Origin of the sequence: Sporosarcina sp. FSL W7-1349 (assembly GCF_038003045.1) — a bacterium.
GTDB lineage: Bacteria > Bacillota > Bacilli > Bacillales_A > Planococcaceae > Sporosarcina.
The window spans coordinates 1,743,488-1,767,057 of record NZ_JBBOOK010000001.1; the positions used below are offsets into that span (position 1 = coordinate 1,743,488).

The 23,570-nt window shown below is 51.5% G+C and carries 18 protein-coding genes; 4 read left to right on the plus strand and 14 right to left on the minus strand.

Features of this window, described 5'->3' with window-relative positions; translation table 11 throughout:
- Positions 1–147: 147 nt before the first annotated feature.
- The 3 genes from MKY41_RS08650 to MKY41_RS08660 form a co-directional block, all read right to left on the minus strand.
- The gene (locus tag MKY41_RS08650) at positions 148–2,283 is read right to left on the minus strand and encodes an ATP-dependent Clp protease ATP-binding subunit (protein WP_340745665.1); all 2,136 of its coding nucleotides are present in this window, start codon (positions 2,281–2,283) and stop codon (positions 148–150) included.
- Positions 2,284–2,461: 178 nt separating this feature from the next.
- Complete coding sequence (gene rraA / locus MKY41_RS08655) at positions 2,462–2,944, minus strand: ribonuclease E activity regulator RraA (protein ID WP_340744642.1); 483 nt, start codon at positions 2,942–2,944, stop codon at positions 2,462–2,464.
- Positions 2,945–3,058: 114 nt separating this feature from the next.
- On the minus strand, positions 3,059–3,391 hold the full coding sequence (locus tag MKY41_RS08660; protein WP_340744643.1) for a hypothetical protein: 333 nt from the start codon (positions 3,389–3,391) through the stop codon (positions 3,059–3,061).
- A 300-nt stretch (positions 3,392–3,691) separates the two neighbouring features.
- Here MKY41_RS08660 and MKY41_RS08665 point away from each other — a divergent pair, with 300 nt between their 5' ends.
- Positions 3,692–4,642: a carbon-nitrogen hydrolase family protein gene (locus tag MKY41_RS08665; RefSeq protein ID WP_340744644.1), complete on the plus strand. Its 951-nt coding sequence runs from the start codon at positions 3,692–3,694 to the stop codon at positions 4,640–4,642.
- 92 nt (positions 4,643–4,734) lie between these two features.
- Here MKY41_RS08665 and MKY41_RS08670 read toward each other — a convergent pair whose 3' ends face one another.
- The 3 genes from MKY41_RS08670 to MKY41_RS08680 form a co-directional block, all read right to left on the minus strand.
- Positions 4,735–5,448: a helix-turn-helix transcriptional regulator gene (locus tag MKY41_RS08670; RefSeq protein ID WP_340744645.1), complete on the minus strand. Its 714-nt coding sequence runs from the start codon at positions 5,446–5,448 to the stop codon at positions 4,735–4,737.
- Positions 5,449–5,674: 226 nt separating this feature from the next.
- Positions 5,675–5,983, minus strand: a complete 309-nt coding sequence (locus tag MKY41_RS08675) for a metal-sulfur cluster assembly factor (RefSeq protein WP_041073647.1) — start codon at positions 5,981–5,983, stop codon at positions 5,675–5,677.
- 44 nt (positions 5,984–6,027) lie between these two features.
- Positions 6,028–6,801, minus strand: coding sequence for a prolyl oligopeptidase family serine peptidase (locus MKY41_RS08680; RefSeq protein ID WP_340744646.1), 774 nt, complete (start codon positions 6,799–6,801; stop codon positions 6,028–6,030).
- Positions 6,802–7,164: 363 nt separating this feature from the next.
- Between MKY41_RS08680 and MKY41_RS08685 the strand changes: the two genes are divergently transcribed.
- The 3 genes from MKY41_RS08685 to MKY41_RS08695 are packed head-to-tail and all read left to right on the plus strand — an operon-like array spanning position 7,165 to position 10,195.
- Entirely contained in the window at positions 7,165–7,974 is an 810-nt protein-coding gene (locus tag MKY41_RS08685) for a Cof-type HAD-IIB family hydrolase (protein WP_340744647.1), read from the plus strand.
- A gap of 22 nt (positions 7,975–7,996) precedes the next feature.
- Positions 7,997–8,854, plus strand: coding sequence for a DegV family protein (locus MKY41_RS08690; protein ID WP_340744648.1), 858 nt, complete (start codon positions 7,997–7,999; stop codon positions 8,852–8,854).
- An 18-nt stretch (positions 8,855–8,872) separates the two neighbouring features.
- On the plus strand, positions 8,873–10,195 hold the full coding sequence (locus MKY41_RS08695) for an FAD-dependent oxidoreductase (RefSeq protein ID WP_340744649.1): 1,323 nt from the start codon (positions 8,873–8,875) through the stop codon (positions 10,193–10,195).
- Positions 10,196–11,131: 936 nt separating this feature from the next.
- On the opposite strand, the gene MKY41_RS08700 is transcribed toward MKY41_RS08695, so the two are convergent.
- The 8 genes from MKY41_RS08700 to addB form a co-directional block, all read right to left on the minus strand.
- A complete protein-coding gene (locus tag MKY41_RS08700; protein ID WP_340745666.1) occupies positions 11,132–12,571 on the minus strand; it encodes an alpha-amylase family glycosyl hydrolase in 1,440 nt (479 codons plus the stop codon).
- A 194-nt stretch (positions 12,572–12,765) separates the two neighbouring features.
- Positions 12,766–12,951: a hypothetical protein gene (locus tag MKY41_RS08705; protein WP_340744650.1), complete on the minus strand. Its 186-nt coding sequence runs from the start codon at positions 12,949–12,951 to the stop codon at positions 12,766–12,768.
- A 142-nt stretch (positions 12,952–13,093) separates the two neighbouring features.
- Positions 13,094–13,279, minus strand: a complete 186-nt coding sequence (locus MKY41_RS08710) for a hypothetical protein (protein ID WP_340744651.1) — start codon at positions 13,277–13,279, stop codon at positions 13,094–13,096.
- A 273-nt stretch (positions 13,280–13,552) separates the two neighbouring features.
- Positions 13,553–13,951, minus strand: a complete 399-nt coding sequence (locus MKY41_RS08715; protein ID WP_445683304.1) for a YisL family protein — start codon at positions 13,949–13,951, stop codon at positions 13,553–13,555.
- A gap of 77 nt (positions 13,952–14,028) precedes the next feature.
- Positions 14,029–14,928, minus strand: coding sequence for a fumarylacetoacetate hydrolase family protein (locus tag MKY41_RS08720; RefSeq protein ID WP_340744653.1), 900 nt, complete (start codon positions 14,926–14,928; stop codon positions 14,029–14,031).
- A 110-nt stretch (positions 14,929–15,038) separates the two neighbouring features.
- Positions 15,039–16,217 (minus strand): DUF418 domain-containing protein, encoded by a 1,179-nt coding sequence (locus MKY41_RS08725; RefSeq protein ID WP_340744654.1) that lies wholly within the window; start codon positions 16,215–16,217, stop codon positions 15,039–15,041.
- Positions 16,214–19,927, minus strand: a complete 3,714-nt coding sequence (gene addA / locus MKY41_RS08730) for a helicase-exonuclease AddAB subunit AddA (protein ID WP_340744655.1) — start codon at positions 19,925–19,927, stop codon at positions 16,214–16,216. Before addA ends, MKY41_RS08725 begins: the two co-directional genes overlap by 4 nt.
- The gene (gene addB / locus MKY41_RS08735) at positions 19,905–23,402 is read right to left on the minus strand and encodes a helicase-exonuclease AddAB subunit AddB (protein WP_340744656.1); all 3,498 of its coding nucleotides are present in this window, start codon (positions 23,400–23,402) and stop codon (positions 19,905–19,907) included. Before addB ends, addA begins: the two co-directional genes overlap by 23 nt.
- Positions 23,403–23,570: the final 168 nt, after the last annotated feature.

Here is a 23,570-nt window from a genome sequence, read left to right on the forward strand (position 1 = left end):
TGAGCGCAAGAAAACCTGGACCAAGTGCAAGCAAACGGCACAGGAATGCAACCAAACTCACCGTTGGATACAATCTAATCCACGGAAATCACTCCACCATGAAAAAAGCCACACAGGAAATAAAATCCCCATGCGGCTCTTCAGTCTTCATCCTTTGTGCACATCCAATTTCCCATCCACCATCGACAATGCTAGCACTTCGCCCGGGCGGATTTCGCCTTTGATGATTTCTTTGGCGACGACGGTTTCGACGTTCCGTTGGATGAAGCGTTTCAGCGGACGGGCCCCGAAGTCGGCGTCCGTGCCTTCCCGGACGACCCAGTCGACGACGGCATCGTCATAAGTCAAGACGACTTCCTGTTCCTCAAGTCGTTTCACTAGATCCACCAACATTTTCCGGGCAATTCGAGAGAATGCGTCCGCTTTGAGGGAATGGAAAATAATAATATCGTCCATCCGGTTCAATAATTCCGGTTTGAAATGGCGTCTCAACTCGGCCATTACCAAATCTTCGGCTGCATGATTTTCCATGTCATCCAGTTCGTTCAGCAAATAGGCGGACCCGATGTTGGACGTCATGATCACGACCGTATTTGTGAAGTTGACCAATCTGCCTTGGCTGTCAGTGATCCGGCCGTCATCCAAAATTTGCAGCAGGATGTTCGAGACATCCGGATGCGCCTTTTCAATTTCATCGAGCAGGACGACAGAGTACGGATTGCGCCGGACTGCTTCCGTCAACTGGCCGCCTTCTTCGTAGCCGATATACCCCGGAGGCGCCCCGACGAGTCTGGAAACGCTGTGCTTCTCCATGTATTCGGACATGTCGATCCGAATGAAATGGTCTTCCGAATCGAATAATGTCGCGGCCAATGTTTTCGCCAATTCGGTTTTCCCGACGCCCGTCGGACCGAGGAACAGGAACGAACCGATCGGCTTATGCGGATCTTTGATGCCCGCACGTGCCCGCCATACTGCTTCCGTTACGAGTTGGACGGCATCGTCTTGGCCGATGACCCGCTTCTCAAGCGTTTCGCGGAGGCGCAACAGTTTTTCCCGCTCGCCTTCCACCAACTTGGTGACTGGGATTCCGGTCCAGCGTGCCACGATCGCTGCAATCTCTTCTTCGGTCACTTCTTCCCGCAATAACCGATTCTCCTGGCTCTCCAACAACGGCTGCTCCAGCTCCTGCAACTCCTGCTCCAAAGCGGGGATCTTGCCGTATTGGAGCTCGGCCGCCCGGTTCAAATCAAACCGGTTTTGCGCATCTTCCAAATCGCGGCGGTAGCGGTCCAGTTCCTCCCGCTTCTCTTGGATTCCGCGCAACGCCTCTTTCTCTTGATCCCATTGCTCCCGCATGCCGGCGGAGGACTCCTTCAATCCTTTCAATTCCTCGCTCAGCGTTTCAAGCCGTGTTTGGCTCACCGCGTCCTTCTCTTTCCGAAGCGCCTGTTCCTCGATCTCCAGCTGCATGATCCGCCGGGTCACCGCATCCAATTCGCTCGGCATGGAGTCGATTTCCGTTCGGATCATCGCGCTTGCTTCGTCGATCAAGTCAATCGCCTTATCCGGCAAAAAGCGTTCCGTTAAATACCGATCCGATAACGCAGCCGCCGCCACGATCGCCCGGTCATGGATGCGGACTCCGTGATGCAGCTCGAAGCGCTCTTTCAACCCACGCAAGATGGACACCGTATCCTCGACGGACGGTTCGCGCACCATCACTTGTTGGAACCGCCGCTCAAGTGCCGGATCTTTCTCGATGTACATCCGATATTCATCCAGCGTCGTCGCGCCGATGCAGTACAACTCGCCGCGTGCGAGCATCGGCTTCAGCATATTGCCCGCGTCCATCGCGCCTTCCGTCTTCCCAGCACCGACAATTGTATGGATTTCATCAATGAAAAGGATGATCTCCCCATCGCTGTCCTTGACCTGCTTCAAGACGCCTTTCAACCGTTCCTCGAATTCCCCGCGATATTTGGCTCCCGCAATCAAAGCACTCATATCCAGCTCGAAGATTTGACGGTCCTTCAATCCTTCCGGGACATCCCCTTTGACAATCCGTTGGGCCAATCCTTCGACGATTGCCGTCTTCCCGACCCCTGGTTCTCCGATGAGTACTGGGTTATTTTTCGTCTTCCTTGATAAAATTCGAATGACATTCCGGATTTCTTCATCCCGGCCGATGACTGGATCCATTTTCCCGTTTTTCACTTCATCCACAAGATTGCGCCCGAACTGCTCAAGCGGTGTGCGTTGATCTTCTTGTTGAGTATCCATTCTCATGCCAATTCACCTCTTTTATTTGACTTTGACTATCTTTGATTAATTAAAATTATAATATGAATTTCTCTAAAAGTAAAGAAATTCACCTTCCATTTCCTCCTACCCGAATGGCGGCGGAAATAACAAAACATCCTTCGGAAAAAGGCTACGCCTTCCCCAAAGGATGTCCAATTCAACCGATCAAGTTCCGGGCTGCGACGATGACCCCATCCTCATCCGCATACACATAATGCCCCGGCTCCCAATCGATATCGCCAAAATTCAACGCAATATTACGTTCGCCCTTCCCTTGCTTAATGCTTTTCATCGGATGGCTTCCGATTGCGAACACGCCAATCTCCTGTTGGCCGATATCCGCCGTATCTCGTGCGCATCCATTGATGATGACGCCCGCCAGTTTCCGCGTTTGCGCAATATCACCGAGCAGATCGCCCATAAGCGCGCACCGTTTCGACCCGCCCCCATCGACAACGAGCACGCTGCCTTCCGGGATAGTCTGCAACGCTTCTTTGACTAGAACATTGTCTTCGAACACCCGAACCGTCTCAATCGGACCGGAAAACCGCTTATGCTTTCCATACGAATTGAACTCCATCATGCAAACTTTCACTTCATTTGCAAATTCATCGCATAGGTCTGCTGTTTTGAATGACATAAGACCGACCCCTTCCATTATGTAAATCACTTCCACTTGCTTACATTCGACATATGACGATGTTTCCCTTCCTTACGCGTCCCCCACTTTTAATTAAAAAACACCGGTACTCGCTCAATTATACAATTGAGGGAACTCCCGATGTTTCAAAATATAATACAGATTCAGCCCGTCGCTATAGCTGCCATTCCCGTAGTCGACCGGGATGAGTGAGATAAACGCAAACCAGATCGAAAAATAGGAATAGAGAAAAAGGTAGTTCCGGTCTTTCATAATTCCATGTGAAATCAGGTAATTCAACAGCAACACGGAACCGATATTGAACAGGACGCCGCCTGCATGCACCATGAAATGAGTAAACCGGTTGCTCCAACGCAAACGCGAGTACCGGACATTCGAATCGAGGAAATAGATCCGATGAACCGTGATGGCCCCGATGCGAAACAATACTTTCCCCCTCCCCAATGCAAACCGCGCCCAGCCGCCGAACAGAGCTGCCATAAACGAATGACCAATCGAGTGGACGAACGATACGAGCGGCAAAAGGATGAAAAGGGATAACGCAAACCGTGCGAAATCGGAAAGGCCAAAAATACAGCATCTCTCCTTTCGAAGGGGTAATCCATCTTTCCTCTTTACCCTCGAATAACGTCCATAAACCGACCCAAAAGATTATTCTTTCGAGTAATGGATTCGCTATGAATGTTCAGTATAATTTGAATTAATTAAAGAAAGGGGTTGGAATAAATGACTTACTTGAACATGGCAATTATCCAAATGGCTTCGCCGAGCGGACATCCGGATCCGGAGCAAAAGAAGAAAGAAAATCTGGAGGCGATGATGGCGTATATCGACCAAGTCACCTTCATGAACCCGACAGTCGATCTGATCGCTTTCCCGGAACTTTGCTTGAATGGCATCGAGCCGATCAACTGGCGGCAAATGGCCGAACCAATTCCAGGCGGTCCTTCCACGAAAGCGCTTACGGAGAAGGCGAAGGAAGTGAAGAAGTGGATTGCACCCGGGTCCTATTTCGAATTAGGGGACGACGGCAATGTGTACAATACTGCTATTTTAATTTCCCCCGAAGGTGAAATCGAGTTGAAGTATCGGAAAGTGTTCATCCCGTATCCATTGGAACCTTCCCATCCGGGCAAAGAATTCCCGGTATTCGAAATCCCGAATATTGGCAAGATCGGTTTCGTCATCTGTGCGGACGGCCATTATCCGGAAGCGATGCGGAACCTCGCCTTGAAAGGGGCGGAAGTTATCATCAAACCGACTCTCCAAGGAGAATGGATCGGTGGATTGCGCAACCATACGCCCGTTGCCATCACACGGGCGATTGAAAACCAATGTTTCGTCGTCAGCGTCGGCCAGCCATCACCGATCGGCATGGGCGACTCCGTCGTCGTCGATCCGGAAGGACGCATCATCGAACAGCTTGGTGTTGCGGAATCCTTCACTTTCGTCAGCTTGAATCTGGATGAAGTACGGCGCGTGAGAGAGGCGGGTTCCTGCGGAATGTTCGGCTTCCTGAAAATGTTGAAAGAATTTAAAGAAGCCGGTTGCAACGTCGACGAATGCTACCAGGCAGGCATTGAAAACGCGGATGTCTATAAAAATCTCTCCTTCCCTCACCCGAAAACACCGGACGAGTTGAAAAAGTATGAGAAGAAAGTGGAATTGTATTCTTGATTGATAGGTGGGAAGGATTGACGGTTCTACGCCGGGTATCCTAGGAAAAATAGCAAGATATGTACACAAAGAAACGCAGGCCCCCACCATTGTCAGGGGGCCTGTTTCCGTTCATAAAGCCTCGCGACCAGTTCGGTGCGGTTGGCGAGATTGTTTTTGTCGTATATATTTTGTAAATGCTTTTTCACGGTATGGATGGTGACATATAGGACATCGGCGATTTCTTGGTTCGTATACCCTTTCTGCAAAAGCTGGCAGACCTTCTTCTCAGCCGGAGTCAGAACAAGTCGTTCCAACGGGTCCCTCTGTAAAAACGTTTGCAGTTTCATCGATACATAATAGGAAATCACTTCGACACTCTCAAGGATCACTTCATTCTCGAACGGGTTGCGCCTGCCTGCTGTAAATGAAATACCGCCGACAAGCTGATTGCCCGATACTAAATAGACGCCCATTTCATGATAGTTTCCGTTCGGTTCCATGAACTCCTGATAGAACGCACTTCTCTCGTAATCGGACTCCGTTACGACATCCTCCAATCGGAGCACTCTTGCCTTATCAAGCTTGGCCTGCACTCGGGCAGGCAGCAGAAAATCATCCTCCACATAATCTACGTAACTCTTCAGGACAACCGGCTTAATATTATGAACGACCGGGTCATAGATTACGCCACCCTTCCCGCATAGCCAGAAAATGGACCGTTCCAATCCGAAATATCGGTCGAAGATACGTAAGGTTTCATTCCGGAAATCCTTCATTGTTTCCAACGATTCCATATGACGCATAATCTGCTTGACTGTCTGCATCGGTTCCCTCCCCACTTCCATGTAGAGAAAAATCGCCATCAACGATTCTTGACGGCGATTTCCATTGCTTTATCTTTATTCAGATAAAAACTCCCACCTTTGCAGGTAGTGAGATGAATTCGGTCTTATCTCTTATTCAGCCGGCGTCCAGATAACCGCTGAATACCAATAAAGATGTCACAGATTTGAATCGTAAAAACATAATTCAAAGTCAAGGCGGACTGGATTAGCGAACTCCGAGTGCCATTTTAGCGTAACGCGACATCATATCACGCGACCAAGGCGGATTCCATACGATGTTGACGTCGACATCTTTCACTTCAGGCAACTCCATCAATTCCTGTTTAATATTGGCAACGATTTGCGGGCCCATCGGACAGCCCATCGAGGTAAGTGTCATCGTAACAATCGCTTTTCCGGCTTCGTCGAGCTCTGCGTCATAGACAAGTCCCAGATTGACAATATCGACTCCCAACTCCGGGTCGATCACGTTTTCCAAAACGCCCATGATGCTGTCTTTCATGTCCTGATCCATTTTCATACCCCTTCCAATCCGATAATACTCTCATCATACCAGAGTCAGGGCCGACCCTTCAAATAGAAGGCCATCCATTCCGCGGCGTGCAGCATCCCCGGTCTGGAAACGGCATGGCCCGCCGTTTCATCTGTCATGAATTCAAAATCCTCCGGATGATCCGCGTAATCCGATTTCACCGCATTGTAGAAATTGAACGTCGGCTCATAAGGGACAGTCGTATCATTCCGGCCATGCCAGAAAAAGATCGGACGTTTCGCCAGCGCCGGCCGATGCTTCGTCAAATCGAACCGAGCCAGTGTATCGAGCAAATTACGCCGCTCCTCATCCGTAATTGGCAGTTTAAAGCCGCCCCTTTCGAACTGGGCCATTTGTGCCTTCGCCAGTTGGACGTAATTCGGGGCACCCATCATGACCGCTGCCGCGTCAATCCAATCATAGAGCGTGAGGCAACCCAATGTCGTGATCCCTCCCATGGAAGTCCCTCCAAGCCCGACCTTCGCAGCAGGCAGACCCCGGTTCGCCAATTCGTCCTTCAAGACGCCCACTTCTTCAAGCGACGTCAACACAATTTCCCAAAAACGCAAACTCAGTTGCACTTCGTCTAAATCCTCTGCCCGGACGCCGTGGAGATGTGCATCCGGCAACAAGACTCGCAACCCTCTTTTAGCCATCTGGTACGCGTAGTGCAAATTATGTTCCTTCGCACTTGTAAAGCCATGCAGGAAGATCATGACCGGCATATCCGGAGTCTCCAACTCTTTTTCCACTATATGCAATAAAGGGACATTTCCCCATTCTTCATCCGTTACAATCACGCCGACATCCCCTTCCTTTCCTATATAAAAGAGCGTACCAAAGTTTTTCTAATCAATCACGCCTCGGCGTGATTGCGTCCGGATTTTTTCGAGCTTGCTCGAAAAGCTCCCCTTAAAAATCCGTGACATCCGCCGGAGGCTTTATCTTTATTCAGCGGCAGTTTGAACACCCGCTGAACAGGAGATTAAACCGCATTCATCTTACCACTTATAGAGGTGGGAGTCTTCTGTGCCTGCCGCTCCGCTTTCGGCACAAATAACTTTGCTGAATAAAGATAAAACAAAATGAAAAGAAGGCTATCGGGTTTTTTTGACTTATTATACGGGGAAACGATAGACTGAAGTTGTAAAGGAGGAGTTTTCTTGAAACCGCATTTGATCGTCCTCGACTTGGATGGAACACTTCTCACCGATGAAAAAACCATCCCTGAAAAAACAGCAAACACTTTGAAAAAAGCAGAAGAAAACGGGCATCAGGTCATGATTGCAACCGGCCGCCCGTATCGTGCAAGTGAAGTTTATTACAAGCAACTTGGGTTGCACACCCCGATCGTCAATTTCAACGGTGCCTATGTACACCGACCGGGTGACTTGTCGTGGAAGCCGGTCCATGAAACGATCTCACTTCCCGTCGTCAATGATGTCATCGATGCCATGCAGGATTTTTCATTCCAAAATATTGTGGCAGAAGTGCTGGATGACGTCTATATGCAGCGCCATGATGAGAAGCTGCTTAACATTTTCGGCTTCGGGGATCCTCGCATAACAGCAGGCGACATCCGTAAATATTTACGCGTCGAACCGACGAGTTTGCTCATCCAAGCGGACTCCAAGGATGTCGATCCAATCCGTCGACATCTTGCCGAGGTCCACGCAGAAGTCATCGACCATCGCCGGTGGGGCGCCCCATTCGATGTCATCGAAATCGTGCGCCACGGATTGAACAAAGCGGTCGGCATCTCGCACGTCGCGAAATGGATGGATATTCCACGCGACCGGATCATCGCGTTCGGCGATGAGGACAATGATCTCGAAATGATCGACTATGCCGGAGTCGGCGTCGCCATGGGCAATGCGATCGACCGTTTGAAAACGATCGCAGACGAAGTGACATTGACGAATAATGAAGACGGCATCGCCCATATTTTACAGGAACGGCTGCAACTACCTTAAATAACAATCGGGAGGAATGGGAATGAGAATTTTTGCTGACAGCGCCTGTGATTTACCTAAAACATTTTTCGAGGAAAACGATGTGACCCTGATTCCGTTGCGTGTTCTCGTCAACGACCAGGAATTTGACGACATCGTCTCCGTTGATTCCAAAGAAGTGTATAAAGCGATCCGCGAAGGTCAACATCCGAAGACTTCCCAAGCATCGCCGGAACTGCTGCTCGCTACGTGGAAAGAGTTCGCAGCAACGGGCGAAGACGGCATCTATATCGCCTTCTCCTCCGAATTATCCGGAACCCATGATACCGCCGTCATGATGAAAGACCAAGTGAAGGCGACCAATCCGAATATGAACCTCGTTATCATCGACTCCAAATGCGCCTCCCTTGGATACGGCCTTCTTGTTAAAGAAGCGGTCCGCTTACGGGATGCCGGGGATGACGTCCGGACGATCGAACGGAAAATCCGGTTCATGGCGAATCATATGGAACACCTCTTCACCGTGGAAGACTTGGATTATTTGGCGAAAGGCGGCCGGGTTTCAAAGGCGAGCGCGTTCATCGGAGGATTATTGAACATCAAGCCGCTCCTGCATGTCGAAGGGGGCAAACTTGTACCGATCGAAAAACACCGCGGTCGCAAGAAAGTGCTGCGCCGGATGGTCGATCTTATCGCAGAGCGCGGTACCGGACTAGACAAACAACTCGTGGCAATTAGCCACGGAGACGATGAGGCGATGGCCAATGAAGTGAAGGCGACCATCGAAGAGAAGTTCCACCCGAAGTCCATCGAAATCCATATGATCGGGTCTGCGGTCGGCGCCCATGCCGGTCCCGGAACAATCGCCGTATTTTTCTTGAATAAACTGCCGGAAAACTGACAAAGGAGGACCCCACTCATGAAAATTGTCATTATAGGAGGCATTGCGGGAGGTTCGACAGCCGCTTCCCAGATCAGACGGGCATTGCCGGATTCGGATATCACCCTGTTCGGACGGGACCCTGTATTCGGGTATGGGACATGCGGCATGCCCTATGTCATTGGCGGGTTGATTGAAGATAAATCAAAAATAGCCGGGCCGTCCCCCGAGAAATTCGGCCAGAAGCGGGATGTCGTTGTGCGCTTGGAGCACGATGTGCTGTCCATCGACCGGAAAGCGAAAATCGTCTTCGTCCGCAATATGACTACGGGGGTCACATTCCATGAACCGTATGACAAGCTCATCCTGTCCCCGGGCGGCCAGGCGCGGGTCCCCAAGTTGGATGTCGGGGAGCTGCCTTTATTCACATTGAAGAGCTATGGACAAATGGAAGAGATTCTGAATTTCATCTCACGTAAAAAACCGAAGTCCTGTGCCGTCATCGGCGGTGGGTTCATCGGCATCGAACTGGCGGAAAACTTCGTCCATCGTGGAATCGAGACATCCGTCATCATGCGGGGCGATCGGGTGATGGACGTGCTGGACCCGGAAATTTCGGAGAGGCTCGAAAGGGAAATGCAGGAAAATGGGATCACGCTTTATCAGGAAGAAGAAATCGAGCGGGTTGAGGGAAAACGGTTGATCCTCACAAGCGGAGCCACGTTGGAAGTCGATTTTCTTGCCGCAACAATTGGGATCGAACTCGATACAAAGTTAGCGGAAGAGGCCGGGCTGGCAATCGGTCCGACAAAGGCCATTGCGACCAACCAATATATGCAAAGTTCGGATCCGGATATTTACGTCGTCGGCGACGCGGCGGAAGGCACCGACTGGTTCACCGGCAAGCCGAGGACGGTCATGCTGTCCTGGCATGCACACCGGGAATCTTATATCGCCGCCCAGCATCTCGCCGGGGAACCACTCGAGATCAACGGTTTCCTAGGGACGTCCATCACGAAATTATTCTCTCTGACGGCGGGGATGACTGGCCATTCCGCCAAAAGTCTGGAAGACGAAGGCATGGCCTTTGCCACTTCCGTCTACGAGGGCGGTACGAACGCCGGCTACTACTTCGACCATGGCTGGATTCACCTGCGCGTCCATTACGATCGGGAAACCCGCCGAATCCTCGGCGCCCAGGCAGTCGGCAGCAAAGGAGTCGACAAGCGGATTGACGTCATCGCCACCGCCATTTTGGGTAAGCTGACCGTCGACGACCTCGCGGCTTTAGAGCTGTGCTACTCCCCTGCCTATTCTTCGCCAAAAGACCCTGTCAACATGATTGGGTACAAGGCAGATTAATCAGCCGCCGCCCCGCCTCGCTCGGTGGGGCGATTTTTTTGAATGAAATCTTATGGAGGGGGCTGCACGCTGATAACTTGGGTGGACTGCTGATACTTCTACACAACCGCTGATAACTCCGTGGGACTGCTGGTACTTCTGCACAACCGCTGATAACTCCGTGAGACTGCTGATACTTCTGCACAACCGCTGATAACTTTGTCGGACTGCCGATACTTCTACACAACCGCTGATAACTTCGTGCGACTGCTGATACTTCTGCACAACCGCTGATAACTTCGTCGGACTGCCGATACTTCTACACAACCGCTGATAACTTCGTCGGACTGCTGATACTTCTACACAACCGCTGATAACTCCGTGGGACTGCTGATACTTCTGCACAACCGCTGATAACTTCGTCGGACTGCTGATACTTCTACACAACCGCTGATAACTTTGCGAGACTGCTGATACTTCTGCACAACCGCTGATAACTTTGTCGGACTGCCGATACTTCTACACAACCGCTGATAACTTTGTTGGACTGCCGATACTTCTACACAACCGCTGATAACTTCATCGGACTGCTGATACTTCTACACAACCGCTGATAACTTCATCGGACTGCTGATACTTCTACACAACCGCTGATAACTCCGTGGGACTGCTGATACTTCGGCACAACCGCTGATAACTATGCCGAACTGCTGATACTTCTACACAACCGCCGATAACTTCGTCGGACTGCTGATACTTCGGCACAACCGCTGATAACTTTGCGGAACTGCTGATACTTCGGCACAACCGCTGATAACTTTGCGGAACTGCTGATACTTCTGCACAACCGCTGATAACTTTGCGAGACTGCTGATACTTCGGCACAACCGCTGATACGTCCTGAAAATCCACACAAAAACTCCCCGCACGCCACCATCGACATGCGGGGAGTCCATTTTATTTTCGTGATCCTTCTTCTTTTTTCTTCTGTCTCCCTTTTCGCCATACCGAGAACAGGAAACCAAGGAAGAGGACGTATACAAGAATGGAAGCGATCAAATAAGGGGTGTTGAATCCTTTATCTTCGCTCGCAATATAAATTTCCGCCATTTCTCGTTCCAAGACGACCCGGAACATTTCATCATCCGATTCACGGATCAAATCTCCGTCTAGCAAGCCGCGCAGAACTTTATTCTCCCCAATCACGTCCGCCGAAATGGCCGTATTGGCCGTTTTCGCCGAATTGTTTAAGGCGACAATCCACGTTTCGTCCGGTGACGAGAGTTTGTAGACGATGAATCCTTCTTCATTATGCAGCATTTCAAATTCCCCGGTCCGAAGCGTTTCGGATTGATTGCGCAAGCTGTTGAGATCTGCGACATAATCCTTCAACTCCATATCCGTCTTGAAATTCATGAGCGGATGGATGTCCGGCGCTTGACCCCCATTCACCGCAATTTCCGTTCCATAAGGCATTAGCGGAACACCGGGCATGGTGAATAATGCGGCAGCCGCCAATTTCCAGCGGGTTGGCGGAAACATACGCGCTTCCACAATGTCATACGTATAACGCGGACCTGTCAGATCATCCAGTTGAATGAGCTGATCCCGATGTTCATTCGTAAAGATACCGAGTGGTGACGTATCCGCATCGAACGAAACAAAGGATGTACGGAGGACATTCATTTCCTCCGTATTCGGCGCCAAATCAAATCCGGCGTCCGTTTCTTCATTGGCCAGAACATAAGCATCCGAATTCTCCTCTTTGATGGCTGCGATCAATTCATTCAAATAGGCCGTATCCATTCCGGCGATTTTCGTCAGGCGGATGCCGTCCAGATCATAGGTATTAAGAAATCCGACAATGGCATCCTGGATTGATTGCCGGACAGCCGGATCGGCATAATCCCAATCCATCGTTCCGTCTGCAGCCGGAAGTGTGGCCAGTTCATTCGCCCACACGTGATTGGCACTTACTCCATTCATTGGAAAATCCGCAATGACTTTCAGATCTTTAGCATGAACTGCCTCAATCATCGAGTTGAACTCTTCCGCAGTTCCAAAATGAGGATCGAGTTTGACGTAATCCAGCACTTCATTTCCATCATATGTAGCCGTTTCGAAAACCGGGCCAAGGGAGATGACGGTGAACCCCATATCCAAAATATGTTGCAGACGGTCCACGACCCCAACAAAATCGCCACCGTTAAAGGCCTGCGGATCCTGGGTATTTGCATCCAAATCATTTTGTCCATTGGCATTATTGAAACGGTCCACCAGCAGGTCATATATACTTTCATCCGCTATCGTGCGCGTCTTTTCCGCCCCCGCAAGCGACGGAAAAGCAAGCGATACTGAGAGCAGCACTACTGTTAGCAGTCCGAACCATCGATTCACTTTCAACAAAATTGCCTCCTCGCAACAAACTATCCCTCGTTATTTTACCAAACGCCTCCCCTTCCCGCTATTCTTTCAATACAATTTGGATGGTTAGCGCTGGAAATAGGTCGATTTTGTGAAAATGGGAGAGGGGGTGTCGATGCGGGGCATGACAGTTTCCTAGATTGTCCTTACAGTTCAAGGCAGCGCCCTTACAGTTCGTCCAATTGCCATGACAGTTCGCCCGAGCCATAACAGTTTCCCAGGTTGTCCTGACAGTTTGAGGTACCGCCCTTACAGTTCGCCCATTTGCCATGACAGTTCAACCGCGCCATGACAGTTTCACCACTTGTCCTTACAGTTCGAGGCAGCGCCCTTACAGTTCGTCCAATTGCCATGACAGTTCGCCCGAGCCATGACAGTTTCCCAGGTTGTCCTTACAGTTTGAGGTACCGCCCTTACAGTTCGCCCATTTGCCATGACAGTTCAACCGCGCCATGACAGTTTCATCAGTTGTCCTTACAGTTCAAGGCAGCGCCCTTACAGTTCGTCCAATTGCCATGACAGTTCGCCCGAGCCATGACAGTTTCCCAGGTTGTCCTTACAGTTTGAGGTACCGCCCTTACAGTTCGCCCATTTGCCATGACAGTTCAACCGACCCATGACAGTTTCACCACTTGTCCTTACAGTTCGAGGCAGCGCCCTTACAGTTCGCCCAATTGCCATGACAGTTCAACCGACCCATGACAGTTTCCCAGATTGTCCTTACGGTTCGAGCTAGCGCCCTTTCAGTTCGTCCGAGCCATTACAGTTTCCCGCCCCATAAGTAAAAACCCGCCAGCACGCAGCTGGCGGGTTGTCCGGTCAATCATCAAACTCATCGGGGGCTCTCATTCTTCGGTACGTAATGAAGACAGATATGGCGAATAGCGCCATTAATAACAAAATGATCCCAAATGCGATCGGTCCCATTGTCCATATCCTCTCCAATCCGTCTGTTTATAAGTTAGCGAACCACGAAACTCCAACCGGAAGGTAGAATCCGATAAACATCGTTGCCAGGAGGAAAACGAAGAACAAGATCCAGAACATGCCCGTCTTTTTCCCTTTCTCCCCGCGGACCAGCACCATTTCCATCATGCCGATCGTCAACAGACCGAGCAAGAATTTGACGCCGTATAGCGCGGCATTCGCGCTAGAATACTTGAAGAATAGCAATGCGCCGGAAATTACAATTAGTACATAGAACAGCCTTGCAATCATATGCGTGATTTTCTTGCCTTTTGTCCCGTTCGCCATGACGGCGGCCACGAGGAACAAAATGATGCCGACCACCCATGTGAACACATGGAAATGAGTCGTGCTCGATAATGCGTCCAAACTCGTCACCTCATTCATTATTCATACATAATAATGGTATCATAACGGGGAATCCAAATAAAAGAATATGGGCTTCCCCGCTGTCCATCCAGCTATTAATTAAACCGGTTGACGAGCGTGCCGATCCCTTCAACGGAGATTTTCACCGTGTCACCCTTTTTTAGGAAGGTCGGCGGCGTCATGCCTTTCCCAACTCCTGCTGGCGTGCCTGTCAAAATGACATCGCCTGGCTCCAGCGTCACATAACGGGAAATTTCCGCAATCAATTCATCGATCTTGAAGATCATCTTCGACGTATTACTGTTCTGCCGCACATCATCATTCACTTTCGTCACGATGGATAGATTATGCGGATCCGGCAACTCATCCTTTGTCACCAAATATGGGCCGAGCGGGCAGGACCCTTCCAAACTCTTGCCAAGGAAATATTGTTGATGGTCCTCCTGCACATTTCGCGCTGTCACGTCATTGGCGATCGTGTAGCCGAAGACATAATCGTATGCTAGCTGACGCGGAATTTGTTTCCCTTTTTTGCTGATGACTACCGCTAGTTCTCCTTCATAGTCCAAGCTATCCGTTACGTCGTTGTGGATCGGCAAGTTTTGTTCGTCCGCGGCGATCGTCGTTGGTGATTTCGTGAAGACAACCACTTTTTCAGGTGGCGTATCTGAGCCCATTTCCGCCGCATGATCGGCATAGTTCTTGCCGACACATAAAATATTTTTCGGGGTTCTCGGAATCGGGGACAGCCATTCGATGTCTGTGAAGGCATATTTGAATTGCTCCGGGTTTTCATCTTCCCGCGCCCGTTCCACGAGCTGTCTCACCTTCTCCACGAAATCGAGGCCAGCCGCCACTCCTTCCGTGATTGTCTGTGGAAAATCGGCTTCGCCGTATGCTTCCGCAATGGCAAGCACGTCCCACACCGCATCTTCCTTTTTCACTTTCGGACCGAATGAAGTCCTGTTCTCGTAACGGAACGACAATAGTTTCATCTTTTTTATCCATCCCTTCTCAAAATCAATTACCGCACTGGCTGGCGCTCTATCATTCTGCCAGCCTTAGCCTATCTTCCATGTTACAACATTTCCCCGGATTTCTCTTCTCAATCCGACATTTTTTTTCCGTATGTCCCTCTTCGCCATATCCACTCGAGCGGACCCATGCGGAATTTGGACAACCAGATTTCCGCAAAAATCACTTGGATGACAAAGATGCCGCCCGCAATCCATGTCCCTGTTTCGAGATCCACCTTGCCGTAAAGCCCGAATCCATAGGAGTAAAAAATGAGTGTCGCTACGATGGATTGGGTAATATACGTCGTCAACGACATCCGCCCCGCTTTGGCGACCGGACGGAAAATCGACCGGAACAGCCGGATTTGCGCCAACAGCAAGAAGATCGCGATATAGCCCAACGCGAGAATCACACCGCCGAACGCCTCTTGAATAAATTGATTGGAAGCCGAAGTTCCGTATTGGAACGGAAAAGACTTCAGCCAAATGCCAGTAGGAATAAAAAGGATTGCCCCCATCGCTAGCCAACGTTTTAGTTCCCCTGCCCGTTCAAATAGCTTCCATTTCGACAAAACGGTACCCAATATCATTAGCGGCAAGATCATGAATAATCCGAGCAAAACGCCGCTCATCAAGCCGACTTGGAGCCAGTCATGGAACCTTTGCGCCATGATATCCATAAAATTTCCATGAGCATATGCGGAAATGGATAATTCCACTTGATGGATATCGACGAACGACGGATCCACCGATACCGGATCCAATTTTTCTGCAAGCTTCAACAACGCAAGAAGTCCGCCCATCGGCAACGCGTATAGGATAAATGCAATCGGCAGCAGCCACTTTGTCCGCAGCCGGATGAATAATAAAAGCACGAACCCCATCGCTGCGTAGGACAATAAAATATCCCCCGCCCAGATCAACAGGCCGTGAATCAGGCCAAATACGAGCAACAGGCCGAGCCGTCGGGACAATACCCGAGCGAACGGAGATCCGCTGTCGACCGCTTTCTCAAATTGCATATTCAGCCCATACCCGAACATGATGGCGAAAATCGGATAAAAACTTCCTTGGATGAAAATCGCGATCCCTTTATATGTCACTTCATCCGAAGGCGTACTGAACCAGCTATACGGGTCGATATACAAAATCGGCGTATGGAAAAACAACATATTGGCAATGAAAATCCCGAACAGCGCAAACCCCCGCATGAGGTCCAACGCTTCGATCCGATTCCCGAGGGCTGTCGGTTCTACTTTCAAAATCATTCCTCCTGAATAGGTACGGTCCTCTCTCCATCAAATAGATACAGGACCATTTCCTTAATAGGTATGTGCAAAATCTCTCCCAGCGCTTGCCGGTATAAATTCAACTGGATGCCATAGCGCCGCTGCATCTCAGCATCAGCTTCCTCCGCCGTCCGGAATCGTCCGCGGACCCGGTCCGTTTTGTAATCCAAAAGCACCCAGCCGTCTTTCTCTTCAAAAAGACAGTCCACAATCCCTTGCAAAATCTGGCGGTCCCCATCCTGCCCGTCATACGCGTACGTAAACGGCAATTCACGGAACAATCGGTTTGCCGACTGGAGCCGCTTAGCAAGAGGAGTCGTGAAAAAGTGGGCGACCGAACTCGCATCCACTGCATTGGCCTCCTCCATCGTCAGCAATTGACACTCCACCAGTTCCGAAATAACTTCTTCGACCATACGGATGGTGACGGTCTGCTCAAGCGGAATCTGCTGCATAATCGTGTGCATCGCGGTTCCGATTTCGGCAGCCGACAAAGCGCGGGACTGCATGAATTCCGGCCGGTCATGTAAGTACGGCGTGCCCACTTCATCTTCCTCGACGGTGAATGGATCATCTTCATCGGTTTGCTGCTCCAGGATGGCGAGCCGTTTCACGTCGCTTACCGTCTGTTTGGAGCGTTTGGACACCGAAGCCAAATGCGGATAGGTCCAATCGAACCGACGGTGTACTTCCGCCAAAGCGACATCATCCACCTGAATCGGCTCCAACAGTGCCGTATCTGCTGCCGTTTCGGCAGATGAAGATTCCAATTCCTCTAAGAATGAAGAGACCGGCTGCGCATCGATTTCCCATTTCGAATGATCGTCCAGCAGCTCTCCACCTTGGATTACGCCGAACTTTTCGAAAGCGGAATGCCTCGCGACGGCCGGCCCGATCCAGTCGAGGTAGCCATTGGCGCGGGATCGAACATATTCCGGCAATCGTTCCGCAGGGTTCACAAGTTGGGCATCCTGCCATTTCACAATCGCTTTTTCGATATCTTTTACCGAAGCGACAATTTCCAACTGCTCCTTCGCGCGTGTCATCGCCACGTACAGGACGCGCATCTCCTCCGCGCGCATTTCCAGCTCCTTCTTCTCCTTCATCGCAAGATACGGCAACGATGTATACGTGATCCGGTTGTCCGGATCGATCGCCTTCACCGCGAGCCCGAAATGCTGGTCGAATAAATACGTTTCATTGAAATCCATCTTATTGAACTGCCGGCCGGCCCCCGCGATGAATACATACGGGAATTCCAGCCCTTTCGAAGAATGGATCGTCATCATCCGGACGACGTTCTCTTTCTCGCTCAGCGATCGGGCCGCTCCGAGATCATCCCCCCGCCGCCTCATCCGGTCGACAAAACGCAAAAAGCGGAACAATCCACGGAACGACGTCTTTTCATAATCGATAGCCCGGTCATGCAGCGCGCGAAGATTCGCTTGGCGTTGTTTCCCGTTCGGCATCGCGCCGACCATCTCATAATAATGCGTATCGGAATACACTTGCCAAATGAGTTCGGACAATGATCCGCGACGTGCCAGATTACGCCAATCCTCGAACTGGACAAAGAACCGCTGCAACTTCAACTGCGTTTCCGGAGCCACCCCCGACCCGCCCATTGAAATGAACGTCTGGAGCGCTTCATAGAAAGGAACACTTTTTTTGGCCAGCCGGATTTGCGCCAACTCGTTCTCCGTCAGCCCGACAAACGGGGCGCGCAGCACGGAGGCGAGCGGAATGTCCTGATACGGATTGTCGATGACGCGCAATGTGTTCAGCATGATCATCACTTCAAGTGCGTCGAAATAGCCACGCTTCAGTTCGGTGTAAACGGGAATCCCCGCCAACTTGAACTCTTCCGCTATTTCACCTGACCACGTCATCGAGCGCATGAGAATGACGATGTCCCGATACTCAAGCGGTCGCCGCTCTTCGGTGAACGCATCTGTCACTTCCGCTCCGGAAGCCATCAGCTGCCGTATTTTTCGGATCATATATCGCGCTTCGGCCTGTGAACTCTTCAAACTTTGGCCCGCCAGTTCCGTCGCGTCCTCAGCCTCATCATCGTCCTCTTCTTCGTCTGCGTAAAGAAGCGACAGCTGAGTCGGAACGCTCTTTTCCGGATACTGGGCTCCATATTTCAAGGCGGCAGCCTCATCATATTCGATCTCGCCGACCCGCTCCCCCATCACTTGGTGAAAGACGAAATTTGTCGCATCCAGTACTTCTTCCCGGCTCCGGAAGTTCGCGTTCAAATCAATCTTTAGGCCTTCATCGCCATCGTCCTCAGTAAACCGATTATATTTCCCAAGAAATAGCATCGGCTCAGCCAAACGGAACCGGTAAATGGACTGCTTGACGTCGCCGACCATGAACAAATTGCCATCGGACTCTCCGGCACGCTTCACCAACTGGATGATCGTCTCTTGCAATCTATTCACGTCCTGGTACTCGTCAACAAGCACTTCCTTAAATCGATTCCGATAATCCTGCGAGATGGCGGACGGATATAATTTCCCATCCCTCTCTTCGGATAAAATGCGCAATGCGTAATGCTCAAGATCCGAGAAATCGACGATGCCGCGATCGAGCTTCACCCGCTCATAGCGCCGTCCGAAATCAATGACAAGATCGATGAGCGTGTGCATTGCGGGAGCCATCAAACGGATTTCCTCCAATAACCGAGCAGGCGTCCGTGTAAAATAGCTATCCTTCACAATGTTCATCATCTTCTTCACATCATCGCGAAGCTTCTTCGCCCGCTTCGCCAATTCCTCATCGCAGGAATCTTTCTTAATGCGGCCCGCCGTCACCCATTTCAACGTCGCGAAGAACTCGTACGTTTCTTCCCACGTCGTTTCATTCAACCGGCGGATCGCTTCGTTGATCCATAGGAGATCAGCTTCTGCCGTCGCTGCGAGCGGTTCCGGGCCGTCCGGCAACAATGCGATGCGGCGCATCTCCTCCGCAAGCGCAGCAGCCTCCTCCAGCGTATGACGGATCGAAGTCTTCAACGGTTGGATGAAATCCAGCTCATCAACGGAACCGATGCCGCCGATTTCATATTGTTCCGGAATCCGGCGGAGCCATGCTTCCGGTGACGGATGGACGCGCGAGTAATCATACAGCCGGTCGATCAGCGTCTCGATCGCCTGGTCGTTCCGGTCCGATGTGAAACTGTCCGCCAGGCGATACATCGCATCCGGGTTTTCCGCGCCATACGCCTCTTCCAGCACTTCCCCGATCGTGTCGTCCCGTAAAAGTGCCGCTTCCGTGCTGTCCGCGATGCGAAAGCCCGGGTCGATATCGAGCAAATACGCATACTGACGCACGACATTCAGGCAAAACGAGTGCAATGTGGAGATCTGGGCTTTATTCAATAAATTCAATTGCCTCCGTAAATGGGCAGAATCCGGCCTCGCCGCAATCGCTTCCTCCAGCGCCTTCGCCATCCGGTGGCGCATTTCCGCTGCGGAGGCGTTTGTGAACGTCACGACAAGCAACTGATCAACGTCTGTCGGATCGCTTTCATTCAACACCTTTTCAATCATCCGGGTGATGAGCACTTTCGTTTTTCCCGACCCGGCTGCAGCAGAAACGAGGATGTCCTTCCCCGATGCCCAGATCGCTTTCCACTGGGCATCCGTGAACGTCACGCCTTCAGGTTTCACTGGTATGTTCATCCTCCGCCACCTCCTTCCGCATTTTCTCCAACGTAATATCGGGTGCCAACTCTGCGTACGGCCGGTATTTCTCGTCCGGATCGGTTGGATCGAACTGGCACACGGAACGATACGAGCAAAACTGGCATGGCATCTTTTCGCGCAGTTTGTACGGGAACACCCGTGTATCTCCCGCGAGCATCGCATCGCCCGCTTTCCGGTGGCGGGACCGGACGAATGACCGCATCATGTCCAAATCGTCCGCCGCCAGCACTTTCGAAGCTGCTGTAAAGCCGCCATCCTTTTTGAGCGCCGCCGGGACAATCGCCGAGGAACGGCCAATATCCGCATCCATTCCTGTAACGACTTCCGAATGTTCGAGCAAGTAACCCCTCATCTTATAAGACTTGCGGATTTCCGCGTCGAGCTGTTCGGCGGTCAATTCCATATCTGGACGGATCATCGGATTATGGACATGCATATAGAGCACGCCTGCCGGATGGGCTTGGATGCCGAGCCATTCGTCCGCGTTTTCCAGTGCCACGTCCAAATACGTCAGCATCTGCAAGGATAATCCATAATACACTTCCGCAAGATCAAGGGAATGCGCGGATGATTTGTAATCGATAATCCGCACATACTCTTTCCCGCCGATTTCCGTCGCATCCACCCGGTCAATCCTTCCGCGGAGTTTCATCGTGTTTCCCCGGCGAAGCGGGATTTCAAGCGGCGGCAACTCCTCCCCCGGCCCGAATGCCGCTTCGATGGCGACCGGCTTAAACACCGTCGCCTTTGCCTGATGGCTTAGGGAATAGATCGTACGTTGGAGAATTTGCATGAGCTTCCGTTTGATATATTGATAGCGATGTGTCGACAATAAAATCCGATTGAAGAAATAAGGCGTAATATCGTCGACCGCTTCCCGCGCCAATCGCCAACATTCCTCCCTCGACAGCCCGCTCCATGATTTAGAGAGCCGCATCACTTCGTCGGACACCCATTTCAATGCAGCGTGGAACAGATCCCCGATTGCCGGGGCTTCCAATGTGAACTCCGTCCGCTCTTCCAGACGCAGTCCATAGGAAGCGTAATGCTGGAACGGACAGCTGTAATACGACTCGACCCTCGACACGCTGGAAACGAACGATTCGCCGTACAATCCCGCGGTCAATTCCGGCCGGAGCCGTTCCGTCGCCTTGCCTTCCTTCATCGGGCGGATAATATGCCGCAGAACGGAAGACCAGAGCGGATCTTCTTCGTAATACGCCATAACGGCCCGCCATTCCGCATCAAAAACCTCGGAGTGAAATGCCTCCTTCGCCTTAATGGTCGCGTAAGGGAGCGCAGCCCGCGGATGGCTGATATAGTCGAACTGATTCGCCTCCAGCGGCAGTTCGGAAGGATCGTTTACGATAACTTCCAACGGTGTGCCCGGCAGCAATTGCTGGATCCTCGAAATGTAAAGCGACGGGATGAGCGCCTTCCCTTCTTCATCCGCAATCGGATACGACACTACCAGTTCCTCCTTGGCCGCAGTGAGGGCACGATACGCCATGAATGTCTCATCCATCAATTTCATCTTCGAAGTCGGGGCAATGTCGAATCCCGCCTGCATGAACCATTCCCGGTCGGCATCGGAGAGGAGCCCTTCATTGTCGATCCGCTTTGGCAGCACCCCATCATTGACCCCGATGACGAACACCGTGCAAATTTCCATCAAAGCGGAAACTTCCAGCGTCGTCACGGTCACTTGATCAAGGGACGGCGGGATCCTGGAGAACTCGAGCGTATCGAAGCCTTCATCCAAGATGCGCGCCGCTTCCGCCGGATCCATCTCCCGATCGCCGAACATGAGCACGAACTGGTCCAGCACATGGATCCAATTATTCCACGCCTGCTCATGCTCCGTCGCGCCGAGCAGCCGCCCCGCCTCCTCCTCTTCCATCCGAAGGTCGAGGATCTTATCATACACATGAAGCTTTTCCATGAATAAAAACAGCGCTTCCGCCACATCCCGGCCATTTCGGGAACGCTTTAGCCGAGCCTCGAACGAAGCGAGCGGTTCCCGGATGACATCCCGGACCAAATGCAACTCCTGTTCCAGCGCCCGCTCTTCATCGGTTTGTACATCCGTATGGAGTTCAAGCCCCCGGTACTTCTTCACCCGCCAACGCGTATCATCAAACCAGCGGGAACCGTAAATTCCTCGTGCCAACACGAAATTTTCCAAACGATCCGCTCGCTCCCGCCAGAGGATCTTCTCTTCATTATGCGGGAAAAAGAGGTCCGTCTTCACCGCGCGGAAGACCGATTCATACGACCAGCCCGCAATTACCGCCTCCAAGACGGAACGCGAGAACTCGATGAGCGGATGGTGCAGCATCGGTTTTTTCCGGCTAATGAACACCGGGATATCGTATTGGGGAAAAATCGTCCCGATCAGCTCATCGTACTTTTCCGGCTGCCGATACAAGATGGCGATTTCCTTATATCGCTTGCCGGCCCGGGCCCGCTCACGGACCGCCCGTGCCACGGCATGGATTTCGGCACGGCGATCGGCCGCTTCGATAATGCGGACATGGCCTTCCGCCTCTTTTACCTGTGCCGGATAATGGTCGAATTCCGCCTCGAAATGGCGCAGGTCGGCACTTTTAAACCGCTGCCCCTTCGCCATATAGACATCGTCTTCCACTTCTACCGACTCCGTCCGCGCAATCTCCCGCAAGCGGAATGAAGTGCGGACCGGCGTGTAAAACAGTTCATGATCGCCGAACCCGGAATCTGCCCCTTCCATCGGCAGCGCGACCGTCACCCGATTGGCCACTTTCATCAGCTCGGTGATGATTTCATATTCCCGGGTCGGGAAATTTTCGAACCCATCAATATAGATATCCGCCTCCCGAAGCAGGTCGGAATGTTTGATTTGCGAAGCGAGCAATGCCAAATGACCTTCGCTATCGATGTAAGCGGTCCCGAGCTTGTCCTCGATCTTCGTCAGCAAAATGGACAAATCATCCGCTTTATCGAGCAAAGTCCGCGGCGCCTCCTGCCCGGACAGCGTTGTGCGGAGTTCCTGCAACTTCGCATGATCCAAGCTGTAGCGGCTGAACTCCTTAAGCAAATCGCCGATCATTTCCGTAAATCCGCGCTTATTCGCCGCCTGGCGGAACAGTTTGAACTCATCCTGATTTTCTTCGAGAACGCTGCGCACGAGCATCCGATAGCCGAAGCCATCCACTTCCTTGCGTGCAATTCCGCCCGTCTCCTGCAGCACGCGCCACGCGAGCCGCTTGAACGTCAGCACTTGCGCTCGTATAATCCCGTTCAATCCGAAATCGACCGACAAGCTATGCTCCATGGAAAAGGACATCTGGTCGGGCACGATGACAATGATAGGCGCCCCAATCGGCCGCTCCGCCAGCTCCGCCGCGATCTCCCTCTCGATGAACGTCGTCTTCCCAGAACCCGACCGTCCGGTAATAAAACGCAATGACAAAGCGTCGTCCCCCTTCTTTGTAGAGGTGACAGTCACCAAGTCAAATCCCGAACAATTCCGAATAGTGTCTGAATTGTATTGGTGCCTGTCACCCCAAAAAAATCCTGCCAACCTTTCTTTCTATTGTACAGAAAGATGAGGTGGACAGGAACTATTTGAATGAGATAG

What these genes read in the sequence shown, in the direction of transcription:
- MKY41_RS08650 (WP_340745665.1), bottom strand. Translation starts at nt 2,283, where the DNA reads ATGGATACTCAACAAGAAGATCAACGCACACCGCTTGAGCAGTTCGGG.
- rraA (WP_340744642.1), bottom strand. Translation starts at nt 2,944, where the DNA reads ATGTCATTCAAAACAGCAGACCTATGCGATGAATTTGCAAATGAAGTG.
- MKY41_RS08665 (WP_340744644.1), top strand. Translation starts at nt 3,692, where the DNA reads ATGACTTACTTGAACATGGCAATTATCCAAATGGCTTCGCCGAGCGGA.
- MKY41_RS08670 (WP_340744645.1), bottom strand. Translation starts at nt 5,448, where the DNA reads ATGCAGACAGTCAAGCAGATTATGCGTCATATGGAATCGTTGGAAACA.
- MKY41_RS08675 (WP_041073647.1), bottom strand. Translation starts at nt 5,983, where the DNA reads ATGGATCAGGACATGAAAGACAGCATCATGGGCGTTTTGGAAAACGTG.
- MKY41_RS08690 (WP_340744648.1), top strand. Translation starts at nt 7,997, where the DNA reads ATGAGAATTTTTGCTGACAGCGCCTGTGATTTACCTAAAACATTTTTC.
- MKY41_RS08695 (WP_340744649.1), top strand. Translation starts at nt 8,873, where the DNA reads ATGAAAATTGTCATTATAGGAGGCATTGCGGGAGGTTCGACAGCCGCT.
- MKY41_RS08705 (WP_340744650.1), bottom strand. Translation starts at nt 12,951, where the DNA reads ATGGCAATTGGACGAACTGTAAGGGCGCTGCCTCGAACTGTAAGGACA.
- MKY41_RS08710 (WP_340744651.1), bottom strand. Translation starts at nt 13,279, where the DNA reads ATGGCAATTGGGCGAACTGTAAGGGCGCTGCCTCGAACTGTAAGGACA.
- MKY41_RS08715 (WP_445683304.1), bottom strand. Translation starts at nt 13,951, where the DNA reads ATGAATGAGGTGACGAGTTTGGACGCATTATCGAGCACGACTCATTTC.
- MKY41_RS08720 (WP_340744653.1), bottom strand. Translation starts at nt 14,928, where the DNA reads ATGAAACTATTGTCGTTCCGTTACGAGAACAGGACTTCATTCGGTCCG.
- MKY41_RS08725 (WP_340744654.1), bottom strand. Translation starts at nt 16,217, where the DNA reads ATGATTTTGAAAGTAGAACCGACAGCCCTCGGGAATCGGATCGAAGCG.
- addA (WP_340744655.1), bottom strand. Translation starts at nt 19,927, where the DNA reads ATGAACATACCAGTGAAACCTGAAGGCGTGACGTTCACGGATGCCCAG.